The sequence below is a fragment of the Microbacterium sp. 22242 genome (genome assembly GCF_052045495.1).
GTDB lineage: Bacteria > Actinomycetota > Actinomycetes > Actinomycetales > Microbacteriaceae > Microbacterium.
The window spans coordinates 126,496-139,209 of record NZ_JBQEOZ010000005.1; the positions used below are offsets into that span (position 1 = coordinate 126,496).

11 protein-coding genes are annotated in these 12,714 nt (G+C 71.9%); 1 reads left to right on the forward strand and 10 read right to left on the reverse strand.

Going from position 1 to position 12,714, the window contains the following annotated elements; all coding sequences use genetic code 11:
- Positions 1-30: 30 nt before the first annotated feature.
- From ACTJJZ_RS07240 to ACTJJZ_RS07275, 8 genes are all read right to left on the reverse strand, one after another.
- Complete coding sequence (locus tag ACTJJZ_RS07240; protein ID WP_440720507.1) at positions 31-780, reverse strand: ABC transporter permease; 750 nt, start codon at positions 778-780, stop codon at positions 31-33.
- A 115-nt stretch (positions 781-895) separates the two neighbouring features.
- A complete protein-coding gene (locus tag ACTJJZ_RS07245; RefSeq protein WP_440720508.1) occupies positions 896-2,257 on the reverse strand; it encodes a hypothetical protein in 1,362 nt (453 codons plus the stop codon).
- 76 nt (positions 2,258-2,333) lie between these two features.
- On the reverse strand, positions 2,334-4,649 hold the full coding sequence (gene ligA, locus ACTJJZ_RS07250) for an NAD-dependent DNA ligase LigA (protein ID WP_440720509.1): 2,316 nt from the start codon (positions 4,647-4,649) through the stop codon (positions 2,334-2,336).
- Positions 4,650-4,747: 98 nt separating this feature from the next.
- Positions 4,748-5,563 (reverse strand): SGNH/GDSL hydrolase family protein, encoded by an 816-nt coding sequence (locus tag ACTJJZ_RS07255; RefSeq protein WP_440720510.1) that lies wholly within the window; start codon positions 5,561-5,563, stop codon positions 4,748-4,750.
- A 60-nt stretch (positions 5,564-5,623) separates the two neighbouring features.
- The gene (locus ACTJJZ_RS07260; protein ID WP_440720511.1) at positions 5,624-6,898 is read right to left on the reverse strand and encodes an ATP-binding protein; all 1,275 of its coding nucleotides are present in this window, start codon (positions 6,896-6,898) and stop codon (positions 5,624-5,626) included.
- Positions 6,899-6,971: 73 nt separating this feature from the next.
- On the reverse strand, positions 6,972-7,556 hold the full coding sequence (locus ACTJJZ_RS07265; RefSeq protein WP_440720512.1) for a hypothetical protein: 585 nt from the start codon (positions 7,554-7,556) through the stop codon (positions 6,972-6,974).
- The gene (locus ACTJJZ_RS07270) at positions 7,553-8,635 is read right to left on the reverse strand and encodes an OmpA family protein (protein WP_440720513.1); all 1,083 of its coding nucleotides are present in this window, start codon (positions 8,633-8,635) and stop codon (positions 7,553-7,555) included. The genes ACTJJZ_RS07265 and ACTJJZ_RS07270 overlap by 4 nt, the downstream gene beginning before the upstream one ends.
- A 187-nt stretch (positions 8,636-8,822) precedes the next feature.
- Positions 8,823-9,401: a DUF998 domain-containing protein gene (locus tag ACTJJZ_RS07275; protein WP_440720514.1), complete on the reverse strand. Its 579-nt coding sequence runs from the start codon at positions 9,399-9,401 to the stop codon at positions 8,823-8,825.
- Positions 9,402-9,526: 125 nt separating this feature from the next.
- Between ACTJJZ_RS07275 and ACTJJZ_RS07280 the strand changes: the two genes are divergently transcribed.
- On the forward strand, positions 9,527-10,189 hold the full coding sequence (locus ACTJJZ_RS07280; RefSeq protein ID WP_440720515.1) for a MerR family transcriptional regulator: 663 nt from the start codon (positions 9,527-9,529) through the stop codon (positions 10,187-10,189).
- Between the two features lie 67 nt (positions 10,190-10,256).
- On the opposite strand, the gene mnmA is transcribed toward ACTJJZ_RS07280, so the two are convergent.
- The gene (gene mnmA / locus ACTJJZ_RS07285) at positions 10,257-11,342 is read right to left on the reverse strand and encodes a tRNA 2-thiouridine(34) synthase MnmA (protein WP_440720516.1); all 1,086 of its coding nucleotides are present in this window, start codon (positions 11,340-11,342) and stop codon (positions 10,257-10,259) included.
- A gap of 71 nt (positions 11,343-11,413) precedes the next feature.
- Entirely contained in the window at positions 11,414-12,592 is a 1,179-nt protein-coding gene (locus ACTJJZ_RS07290; protein WP_440720517.1) for a cysteine desulfurase family protein, read from the reverse strand.
- Between the last annotated feature and the right edge of the window lie 122 nt (positions 12,593-12,714).

Sequence of the window (12,714 nt, forward strand, 5' to 3'; positions counted from 1 at the left end):
CACCGCGCCTCGCTCACGCCCGGTGCTGTGTCAGGCAGCGACGACCGGCTTCGTGCGCACCGGTCCGAGCCAGGTCGCGATCAGCACGGCGGTGACGGCACCTGCCGCCATGATCGCCGCGAGCACGACGATCTGGAACCGACCGGCCTCGAGGGGTGAGAGACCGCCGAAGATCGCGCCGACGAACGCGCCGGGCAGCACCACGAGCCCGGTGGTCTTGGTCTGGTCGATCGACGGGATCAGCGCTTCACGCACGGCGCGCCTGGCGAGATCCAGGGTGGACCGCCGCGGTGTGGCGCCGAGCGCGAGCCAGCCCTCGACCTCCTCCCAGCGATCGACCACCGACGCGGTGAACCGGCGCCCGGCGAGCGTGGCGATGCTCATGGAGTTGCCGATCAGGATCGCCCCGATCGCGAGCAGATAGCGCGCCGTGGGCTGCAGGGCGCCGGTCGCGAACACCGTCCCGATCGAGACGACCGCCCCGGCGCCGATCGAGGTCGCCATGATCAGCACCGTGCGCCGTCCGCCGCCCGTCCGGCGCACCGCGACGCCGGTGGCGATCCCGAACATGACCAGCAGCGCGGCCCAGATCCAGACCGGCTGGGACACGATGCCGGTGAGAATCACGCTGATCACGGCCAGCTGCACCGCGCCGCGCAGGATCGCGAGCGCGGGCGTCCATCGGCCGGGGACCCGGAACGCGATCAGCGCCGCGGTGGCGATCGCGGCGAGCACGAGCACGCCGATCACTGTCGGCACAAGCTCGATCCCGCCCGTCATCGCGTCTCCTCCCTCGGGTACCTTACGCGCCGCGTACGCCGGAGCCCGGCACCTCGACGAGCGGCATCCGGCCCAGGCCCAGGCCCAGGCCAACGGCGATCGTGCGGCGAGCCGATCAGAACGGCGGCGGGACGGTCGTGCGGAAGCCGGTGGGCATGACCACCTCGACCGAGCGCTCCGGTCTGCTGCGGTAGCGGATCCGCGTGCGGTGACTGCGCACATGGTCGGCGGGGCAGAGCGGGCGGAGGTTGCCGACATCGGTGCGGCCGCCATGCGCCCACATGCACTCATGATCGAGATCGGCGTCGAGTGCCAGGCGCGTGCAACCGTCCCGCGCGCACGTGCCGTGCCGCAGCACCAGCCAGTCCCGCTGCGCCTTGGTGGGGCGATAGGTGCGCCGGTCCATGTCGAGCACGACCCCATGGACCGGATCCGTGATCACCCGGCGGAAAGCCGGCGCGTCGAGGAACGCCTGCCGGGCCGTGAGGGGATCGATCGGACCGTGGCCGACAAGCTGCGCCTGGTCGAGAGCCGTGATCGGGTTCAGCGCCTCCCCCGGGACCAGCCGCGCCAGGCCCGCTGCGCCACCCGCGTCACCGGCAAGGCCGGTGCACTCCCCCGCCAGCAGACCGACGGGAACCGTGACGAACACCGTCGTCTTCACCGCGGTCGTCGTGCCCACGCCGCACAGCCAGTCGCTGAGCAGGTCGGACCGGATCTGGTCCCGGGTCCGCCCTTCTCGCCGATCCTTCTGCAGATGCTTGGCGGATGAGGTCAGCCGACGCCGGATCGCGACCGCCTTGACGGTCGGGACGAGTGCCATGATCCAGGACATGCCGTCCTCGGCGTCCTCCACGACCACGCGGCGATCGGCCAAGCCGCGGACGTGGCGCTCTTCGGCCGGAGCCGGATCGAGCCGCTCCGTGAGCGTCTTCAGCCGACGCCGGAAGGCCGTCAGCGGGAGGGACAGCGCCCACTCCGCGCTCGCCCGGTCGATCAGCGCGGTCGCCTCTGCGGCGTAGTCCTGCTGCTCCTCGGTGGCGCCCACGCGAGCGCGCAGCCGCAGGGCGGAGCCGACCGCGGCGTCCACGAACCGCATCGGCGCGAGGCCGCTCCTGGCACGATCCCACAGCAGCGGCAGCGACTCGCGTGCCGTGTCGGCCGTGCAGATCAGCCGGCGCACCTCGTCCTCGGAGGTCTGCAGCCGAAGCGAGAGATCGAACACGGCTGCGCGCACGGCGTGATCGACGTCGTCCGGGGCCTCGCCGACCGTGTAGATCTCCGGGTGCCGCCGCGTGTGCGCGATCACCTCGCAGATCCCCTCGGCGCGCCAGACGGCACGGCGGTTGAGCGCCGCCTCGTCCTCGCACACGAGCTCCCGCAGTCGCGCCGCGACGAAGGTCTCATCGACCGTCCCCCGACGCACATCAGCGCTCGGGAGCGCCTCTTCGCGCCGCTGCCTGCCGGTGGATCTCATATCTCCAGTTTAGCAGATATATTCGAAGAATAGTGGACCGATTCGAAAGGAAATGGCTGATCCGCTCGAGGATCTGTCAGCCCAGCGCTTCCGGCCCTTCCGTCACGAGAACGTGGAACTGGGCGGCATCGAGGATCCGCAGCCCGAGCTCCTCAGCCTTCGCCAGCTTGGATCCCGCGCCGGGACCGGCGGCCACGAAATCGGTCTTCTTCGAGACGCTCGACGCGGCCTTCCCCCCGGCCTTGATGATCGCCTCCTGAGCGCCCTCCCGGGTGTATCCCTCGAGCGAGCCGGTCGCGACGACCGTGAGCCCGTCGAGCACGCCTCCTGCGGCCGCTGCGGCGCCGGGGCCGGGGTGTCCCGGCGTCGCCCACTGCACGCCCGCGTCCGCCCAGCGGCGCACGATGTCCTGGTGCCAGTCCACCTCGAACCAGTCCAGCAGCGAGTCGGCGATGATGCCGCCGACTCCCTCGACCGCGGCGAGCTCCTCCCTGGTCGCCGCGCGGATCGCGTCCAGGGAGCCGAACCATTGCGCCAGGGCACGGGCCGCGACCGGCCCGACGTGCCGGATGTTCAGGGCGACCAGCAGCCGCCACAGCTCCTTGGTCTTGGCCTTCTCGAGCTCCGCGAGCAGCTTGACCGCCTGCGACGACGGCTGCGGGCCGTCGATCCCGTCCTTCTTCTCGGCGGCGGTCGGGTTGCGCCGGAACGGCGCGCGGGTCTTCACGATCCCGTCGTCGTCCTCCTTCGGCAGCCCGGTCTCGGCGTCGCGCACGACGACCTCGATCGGCACGAGCTGGTCGAGCGTGAGCGTGAACAGCCCCGCCTCGGTCTCCAGCGGCGGCACGGCGGGATGGCTCGGCTGGGTGAGCGCCGCGGCGGTGACCTCGCCGAGCGCCTCGACGTCCAGCCCCCCGCGGGATCCGATGTGCTCCACCCGGCCGCGCACCTGCGCCGGGCAGGAGCGCGTGTTCGGGCAGCGCAGGTCGATGTCGCCCTCCTTGGCCGGGGCGAGGACCGAACCGCATTCGGGGCACCGCTCCGGCATCACGAACTCGCGTTCGGTGCCGTCACGCCGCTCGACGACGGGACCGAGCACCTCGGGGATCACATCCCCGGCCTTGCGCAGCACGACCGTGTCGCCGATCAGCACGCCCTTGGCCTTGACCACGTCTTTGTTGTGCAGGGTCGCCTGCCGCACCACGCTGCCGGCCACCTGTGCGGGCGCCATGACCGCGAACGGCGTGGCGCGGCCCGTGCGGCCGACCGAGACGACGATGTCGAGGAGCTTCGTCTGCACCTCCTCGGGCGGGTACTTGTACGCGATCGCCCAGCGCGGCGCGCGGCTGGTCGCACCGAGCTCGTCGTGCAGCTCGAGCTCGTCGACCTTGACCACGATGCCGTCGAGCTCGTGCTCGATGTCGTGCCGGTGCTCGCCGAAGTAGGCCACGAACTCCGTGACCTCGTCGATCGTGGCGCACACCTTCGTGTGCGGGCTCGTGGGCAGCCCCCAGGTCGACAGCAGCTCGTAGACCTGGCTCTGCGCGGCGACGGGCGGATCCGGCCACGCTCCCACGCCGTGCACGTACAGGGCCAGCGATTCGATCCGGAGCAGCCCCGCCTCGAGCTCCATCCCGGTCTTCTTGTCGAGCTGCTGACGCAGGCCGCCGCTCGCGGCGTTGCGCGGATTCGCGAAGGACGGGAAGCGCCGGGCAGCCGCGGTGCGGGCCTTCTCGTCGTCGAACGGCTTCTTCGCCCCTCCGCGCGCTTCGAAGCGCTCCCGCGCCTCCACGTAGGCACGGTCGCGGAACGCCGCCTGCGCGGCGTTGAGCCGCTCGAACGCCGCGACCGGGATGAACACCTCTCCGCGCACCTCGACGAGCGCAGGGTGACCGGATCCGCTCAGCCGTTCCGGGATCCCCGCGACGCGCAGGGCGTTCTCGGTCACGATCTCGCCGACCCGCCCGTCGCCGCGGGTGGCCGCGGAGGTCAGCACCCCGTTCTCGTAGCGCAGGTTGATCGCGAGCCCGTCGATCTTGAGCTCGGTGAGCCAGGCCACGTCGCGCCCCGCCGCCGCTCGCGTCTTCGCCGCCCACTCGCGCAGCTCGTCGACCGAGAACACGTTGTCGAGGCTGAGCATCCGCTCGGCGTGCTCGATGGTCGCGAGCCCCGTCGCCTCGGCCGCACCGACCATCTGGGTCGGCGAGTCCTGCCCCTGCAGCTCGGGGTGCAGCCGCTCGAGCTCCTCGAGCCGGCGCATCCAGCCGTCGTAGGTCGCGTCGTCGACGAGCGAGGTGTCGCGTCCGTAATAGGCGTCCTTGGCCCCCAGGATGCGGGTGGTCAGCTCCTCGGCCTCGACACGGGCGGCTTCCAGCGAGATGTTCTCCGGCACGTGTCGAGTCTACGAGCGGGGTGCGACATCCCGAGTCGGCGTGCGAAGGGCCGGGGTCTGGCGTCATCCACCCGATCCCGGCCCCGTCGTCCTGAGACCTACCCGAGCGTCGCGAGGATCGCGTCCCGGTACGCGAGGTAGCCGGCCGCGGTCGGGTGCAGGAAATCGACCGGAACCGTCACGTCGCCCCCGATCCACGGCTCTGAGGCCCCGCCGATCGCGTGGTCGCCGAAGGACACCGTCGCAAAGCGGACGGTCGAACCCGCGCCGGCAGACAGCTGCACGGCACCGGCGAGCTGGGCGTCGAGCGCGGTCGTGGCCTGATCGACGACGTCCGCGAGATACACCGCCTGAGCGTAGACCCCGGAGAACGGCAGCGGATAGCCGGTGACGACGATCCTCGCCTCGGGCGAGCGCGCCTGGACCGCGGCGATGAGTCCGGCCATGGCGGGTCCGACGGTCGGGATCGTGCTCCGAGCCACGGCGATCGCCTGCTGACAGCCGGGCGAGGTCATGTCCGCAGCACAGGCGGCGTACACCTGGGCGATGCCGAGATCGTTGGCCCCCGCGGTGATCGTGACCAGGGTGGTGCCGCGGTTGAGCTGGCCCAGCTGGGTCGCGGCGACCTCGGCGATGGTCGATCCGGAGCAGGACGAGTCGCGGAGCAGACTGATCCTGGGCGTCGCGTCGAGCAGCGCCGGATAGCCCTCGGTGCTCTGGAAGCAGGCGAGGTCGAGATAGTCCCCGGTCCCCTGCCCGGCCGCATAGGAGTCGCCGAGGGCGACGTATCTGGCGACCGGTTGCGGCTGTGCCGCAGCGGCCGACGCGACTCCCAGCGGGAGCGTCAGCAGGGCGACGGCGGCTGCGGCGAGCGCCAGCAGCCGGCGGCGCCCGGAAAAGCGGATCGGGTTCATGGCCGAAGCGTAGACCCGCCCTTCGGGCCCCGGATAGGTCGCGGGTCGAGATATACCGGATCAGAGCCGGGCGAGAGTCTCGATGTCGGCCTGGAACTCGTCGATCTCCGCGGCCGAGACCGTCGCCCTGGTGCCGCCGAGCGCTCGGGCGTAGTCGTCGGTGGTGAGCGCGGAGGCCTCATCGCCCTCGCGCAGGGCGCGTGCGAGAGCCTCCTGCGAGGCGCGACGGGCGGCGAACTCGATGTCGGCCGGGGTGAGGCCGTCGCTGGCCGCGACCAGCCGGTCGAGGTCCACCCCGACGGCGGATTCCGAGGGGATGTACCGCGCCCAGATGGCCCGGCGCGCCTCGGCGTCGGGAAGGCCGATCGGGATCACGTAGTCGAAGCGCCCGTGCCGCAGGAACGCCGCGTCGAGAGCGCGGATGAAGTTGGTGGCGCAGATCAGGATCCGCCCCTCGCGGTCGCGGAAGTCGGCCACGAGCTTGAGCAGCTCGTTCGTCACGCCCTGGGTCGGCGAGGGCGGTGTGCCACCGCGGCGGGAGGCGATCTCCTCGACCTCGTCGATGAAGACGACCGCGTGCTCGAGCTCGTCGATCGTCTCGAACGACGCCCGCAGCGCTCCCGCGAGCCCGGTCCCGCCGTCGGCGAGGCGCGACGGGAACAGCTCGACGAAGGGCCAGTCGAGCCGGGAGGCGACGGCCCGCGCGAACGTCGTCTTGCCCGTGCCGGGAGGACCGAACAGCATCACGGCACGCGGCGGCACAACGCCGAAGCGCTCGGCGAGCTCGGGGCGTGCGAGCGGCGTCACCAGGCGCTCCTTGAGCAACGACTTCTCGTGCGACATCCCCGCCACCCGGTCCCACAGGTGCGGGGGCAGGATCCGTCCGCCCACCTCCTTGAGGGACTCGATCTCCCGGCGCTGGATGGGCATGTCCCGCTCGAGGTACCGCACCGAGTGGTGCACCTCGAAGCCGTTCCCGGTGAACGCGTCGAGACCGTCCTCCTCGGGGATCAGGATCGAGAGCTTCGCGAGCCCGAGCGGCGCCATCCGGCGCTCGAGCGCGTGCAGCGGGGACGCGCTCACGTCGGACGACCCGTCGGCCGCGGCGATCCCGAAGAACACGATCCAGCCCTGCGCGTGCGCCGCCCTTCCGACCGCCGCGCCGACCAGCACGTCGCCCTGCACCGCGACCACCGCGTGGTCCTGCTGGCAGGAGGCGATCACCTCGGCGAGCGAGTAGATCGGCCACTCGTTCTCGCGCGTGACCTGGCCCCACAGGCGCACGATCTGGTCGAGATCGTCGCCGTGGAAGTCGCGGATGTACGTCCTCGTCATGCGGATCCTCCTGCTCGGGTGAGACCCATCATCACAGAGTCGCCTGATCGTCAGTCCCCCGCCCGCCCGATCTTCAGCGCGACACCGGCACGTCCTTCATCACGTCGAACCCGGGCATGGACACGTCCACGGTCTTCGTTCCGGCGGGCAGGGGCGGCATCAGCGCGTACAGCTGCTGACCGGTGCCGTCCGTGTCCGGTCCGATGTCGCCGCACAGGCATGAGGATCCCTGGCCCGTGCGGTTCTGGTACCGGAACGTGTAGGGCCGCACCGTGGTGGCGCCGCCGCCGACGGAGAGGGCGATGTTGCGGCCGTCGGTGTCGGGCGCGACCGCGAACTGGAAGGTCGACACGTCCTGCTTCGTTCCGGACGCGGTCGACAGGCGCCACACGATCATCGTGGAGTCGGCCAGGGCGCGCACCTGCTCCACGTCGATGCGCACGCCGACGCCCGAGGTCGCCAGCGTGCCCGTCACGTGCGCGATGGAGGCGGTGGACGGCTTGGCCGCGGCGATCTTCGCCGCCACGTCGGCGGCGCTGAGCGTGCTCGATCCCGACGCGGTCGGCGACGGCTTCGGCGCGGGACTCGATGTGCATCCGGCCAGCGCGATCGACAGGGCCGCGGCGGCCGCAACCGGGATCAGTGCTCCTCGGCTCATTTCTCCCCCTTCGTGGCGTACGAGATCGTCACGCGCCGGTTCAGCGCCCTGCCCTGGTCCGTGCCGTTGTCGGCCACCGGATCCTGTTCCCCCTTGCCCGCCGTCGTGAACGTGACCGACGGGTTCTTCACGAGCGGTGCGAGTGCGGCGCGCACCGTCTGCGCGCGCTGCTCCGAGAGCACCTGGTTGTCCGCGTCGGTTCCCACGGAATCGGTGTACCCGGTGATCGAGACCTCGCCCGTCGCGTTCTTGTCGATGTCGGCCGCGACCTCGGCCAGGGTGGCCCCGGCCTGTGCCGTCAGGTCGTGCTTGCCGAACTCGAAGAGCACGTCGGAGTTGAGGGACACGCTCGTGGAGGTGGCGTCGGTGGAGACCGACTTCTGCGGGTCGGCGGTGTTCGCTGCGAGATCGAGGGTGACGAGCTTCGGATCCGCACTCGCGATCCGGGACTGCGCGGGCAAGGCGGGCCAGGATCCGAGTCGCACCGGCGGACTCATCGTCCCGCCTTTCGGCGCGGTGGCGGCGACGGGCACATCCGGGATGATCACGTTGCCCCCGACCTGCACGCTGACGTGATGCACGGACGCAGGAAGCTCGGGCATCACCGCATAGCCGACGACCGGGTCGGCGGTGCCCTGCTTCGGCTGCAGGTCCCCGGGACTCGAGCACAGGCAGTCCCGTCCGGCGGACAACGGCATGTAGTACCGCTGATCGGGTGCGTCGATCAGGCCGATCTCGGAGGCGGCTCCGGGCCGGTACGGAGTGCCGAGATGCTCGTGGAACGCCAGGACCCAGGCGTCGCCGCCCGGTTCGGCGTCGGTCAGCGCGTAGTACAGGACGGTGGCGCCCTTGATCCGTGCGACGGTCAGCACCGTGAACTTCGCCTCGACGATGTCGATGCCGCTGACCCGAAAGGCGACGGTGGCCTGATACGGCATATCGGGATTCGGCGGAGGCGATGCGGCGGCGAACGCGCCGACGGGTGCCGTGCACGCCATCACCGCGGACAGGCCGAGCACGGCGACGACTCTGCGGGATGTGGATCCCGCTCTCCGGCGTCCCTGGGTGGTCCGTGGCATGTGCTCCCCCTCCTCGACGGCTCGGAACGGCGCCGCCACGTGCGGCAATACGCGATCGAGGACCGCACGGCCGCCGGCGGCACGGCGATTCCGGTTCGGTTGTGCGCTCCCCATGCTCATCGAGCGGCCCACCGCTGTCGATGGGGAGTTCTGCCCATCGTGCAGAGCGCCTGCCCGGCCGATCCGGTCATCGCGGCCCGATCAGGTAGAGCGCGACGATCAGGAACCAGATCGGCGTCGCGGTGAGGAAGGCGCGCTCGGTCAGGCCGATCAGAGTGCGGCGCAGGCGCGGGATCACGAGCGTGATGAGGAAGGCGTAGAACGACACCCGCACGATCCAGGTGATCACCTCGAACGGCACCGGCGACAGGCCGCCCGGCACCGCGAGGTTCGTCATCAGCACGAAAAGCCCGGCGAACTGGACCACCGCGAGCACCCAGTGCGCGACGCCGGTGGCGGTCATCTTCGTTCCGGTGAGGTCCGTGGGGAAGAACAGCATCGCCGCGCCCGCGAGGACGCCGACCCACCCGGCGACGAGGGCCCAGGCCGGGCCGACGGCGGCGACCGCGCAGGCGGTCAGGACCAGCGCGTACGCGGGCAGCGAGAGGACGCTCATCAGGGTGTACTCGCGCCGGGTCGCCCCCGTGCCGTAGTCGCTCACGGTGTTGCGCAGCGGGCTGAACTCGCGGTGCGCGAGGTGCAGGTGGACGAACAGCACCAGCCTGCCCAGGATCAGGGCGATGGCGAGGATCGGAAGCGTGACCACGTGGTCTCCTTGTCGATGACGGCGGATTCACTAAGATAGCCGTACTATCCGATCTGTTTCACCGTGGAGAGCGAACCGCCCTTCCGCTATCCAATGCCTCTCCCCCCGACCGACGAGGAGCCGCCGTGAAGCTTCAAGAGCTCAGCACCCGGAGCGGCACGCCCGTGAGCACGATCAAGTACTACCTGCGCGAAGGACTGCTCGACCCGGGTGAGAAGCGCAACGCCACCACCGCCGAGTACGACCAGTCGCATGTGGACCGGCTCGGGCTGATCCATGCACTGCGGCAGATGGTCGGGGTGCCCGTGGAGACCGTGCGGGAGGTCGTCGACGCGGTGCGCACTGCCGATCCGGCCACCGTCATGGGCGTGGTGCAGTCGGCCGTGCTCGGGCTGTCCCGGACGCCGGAGTCTCCGTCGGCGGACTCGGATGCGGACGCCTCCGACGCCCCCGCCCGGCTCACCGCCCAGGACGTCGTCACCGCGATGGGCTGGTCCCCCGCCGCGGCCGACACCGTCGCGGCGCTCGACCGCGACCTGAGCACGATCTCCCGATGGGGCATCCGCTCCGACCTGGAGACCGTCCTCGTCTACGCGCGCGCCGCGGACACGGTGGCCCGCTATGAGCTGGAGCTCTCGCGCGGCCTCGACGGCGAGCCCGGCTCCGGCGACGGACCGACCGCGGACCGACTCGCCACCTTCGTGGCCCGTGGCGTGTACGCCGACTCCCGCCTGCTGCTGCGGCTGCTCGCGGTCGCCCAGGCCTCGCACGCGATCGGGCGGGGCTGACTCAGCTCCGTGCGGGCGCCGCGTTGGAGAGCCGGTCGACGATCAGCACGCTGCGGGCGGGTTCGCGTCAGGCTCCGACCGGAACCGCCGAGACCGTGCGGTCGATCGTGAACTGCCCGAGCACGCGGGTCCCGACGTACAGCACGGCGCTCTGCCCTGGCGCGACGCCGTCCAGCGGCTGATCCGGGACGACCGTGACCGCCTCGTGCGACACGAACGCGCGCGCGGGCACCGGATCCGCGTGCGCGCGGATCTGCACCTCGCACGCGAACTCGTCCTCGGTCGGAGCAGAGCCGGCCCAGGAGCGGCGTTCTCCGGAGATCTCGGCGATCGCGAGCGCCTCCTTCGGGCCGACCACCACCGTGTTGGAGACGGGCCGCACCTCGAGCACGAACCGCGGCTTGCCGTCGGGAGCGGGGACTCCGAGACGCAGCCCGCGGCGCTGACCGACCGTGAACGCGTGCGCCCCCTCATGGGATCCGACCACCGCGCCGGTGCGGTCGACGATCTCGCCCTGCTCCGCTCCGACCTTCTCGGCCAGCCAGCCGCGGGTGTCGCCGTCCGGGATGAAGCAGATGTCGTGACTGTCCGGCTTCTGCGCGACGCCGAGGCCGCGCTCGGCGGCCTCGGCGCGCACGAGCGCCTTGGACGGCGTGGATCCGAGCGGGAAGTACGTGTGCGCGAGCTGCTCGGCCGTGAGCACGCCGAGCACGTAGGACTGGTCCTTCGCGGCGTCGGAGGCGCGGTGCAGCTCGAGTCCGCCCTCGCCGTCGACCAGCGTCGCGTAATGGCCGGTGCACACCGCGTCGAAGCCGAGCTCGNNCAGGGCGGCGAACTTGATCTTCTCGTTGCAGCGCAGGCACGGGTTCGGGGTGCGCCCCGCGCGGTACTCGGACACGAAGTCCTCGATCACGTCCTCGCGGAAGCGCTCCGAGAAGTCCCACACGTAGAACGGGATCCCGAGCAGGTCGGCCGCACGGCGGGCGTCCATCGCGTCCTCGATCGTGCAGCAGCCGCGGCTGCCGGTGCGCAGGGTGCCGCCCGCGCGGGACAGCGCGAGATGCACGCCGACGACCTCGTGACCGGCCTCGACCGCGCGCGCGGCGGCCACCGCGGAGTCCACTCCCCCGCTCATCGCCGCCAGCACACGCATGGATCCAGTGTACGAGCGGGACGCTGGGCGCGCGCGGGGCGCGATCGACCTTCTCGTCCCGCTTCGCCCGCTCAGCGACCGGCGGAGGAGCCGGACGCCCGCCGGTACGCATCGCCGATCACGGCGAGCACGGCGCCGACGTCCTCGGCGGTGGACGTGCGGCCGAGCGTGAACCGGATCACGCTGCGCGCCTCGGCCTCGCTGCGGCCGAGCGCCCGTACGACGTGCGACGGCTCGGCGATGCCGGCCTGGCAGGCGGATCCCGCCGACGCGGAGATCCCGGCCTGATCGAGCAGGAACAGCAGGCTCTCGCTCGGCGCACCGGGGAACAGCAGGTGCGCATTGCCGGGGAGCCGGCCCGCCGGATCCGGGTCCCCCAGCAGCACCGCACCGGGCACCTGCGCGCGCACCCCGGCCACGAGCTCGTCGCGCAGCGCCGCGAGGCGCGCGCTCTCCCGGCCGCGCTGCCTCTCCGCGGCCTCGGCGGCGACCGCGAACGCCGCAGCCCCCGCCACGTCCTGCGTGCCGGAGCGCAGACCGCGCTGCTGTCCGCCGCCGTGCAGCAGCGGGGAGAGCCGGGCGGTGCGCGCGACGACGAGCGCTCCGGTGCCCGCCGGGGCGCCGACCTTGTGGCCGGCGACGCTGAGCGCGACGAGCCCCGTCCCGGGTCCGGCGTCACCGCGGAGCGCGGAGAACGACAGCGGCAGGTGCCCGAACGCGGCGACCGCGTCGAAGTGCAGCGGGACACCCGCCGTCGCGGCCGCAGCGGCCAGTGCGGAGGCGTCGTTGATCGTGCCGACCTCGTTGTTCGCCACAAGGGCCGTCGCGAGCGCCACCCGCGGACCCGTCACCGCCGCGGTGAAGCCCGGCACCGGGATCCGCCCCACCGCGTCGAGCGGGACCGGCAGCACCCGCGCGCCGTCCGCGGCGAGCGCGGCCACGGTGTCGAGCGTCGCGTGATGCTCTCCGTCCGGCAGCACGATCGCGTCCGCATCCCCGGGACGTGAGCGCCACAGGCCCTGGATCGCGAGGTTGACGGACTCCGTGCCCCCCGACGTGAAGACGACTTCGATCGGGTCGCAGCCGAGCAGCACCGCCAGGCGCTCGCGGGACTCCTCGAGGATCCGCCGTGCACGCTGACCTGCGCCGTGCGTCGAGGAGGCGTTCCCGGTCTCCGCCGCCACGCGCGCCCACTCCTGCGCCGCTGCGGGGTGCAGATCGGTGGTCGAGGCGTGGTCGAGGTAGTGCACGCCTCCACTCTCCCACCCCCCGAGTGGTCTCGGGCCGTGCCTCCGGAAGGGCGTCGCACCCCCGCCGGATCGCCGATTTCGCCCATTTCTGGGACTGGGTCGCGGGGATCGCGGAACCCGGT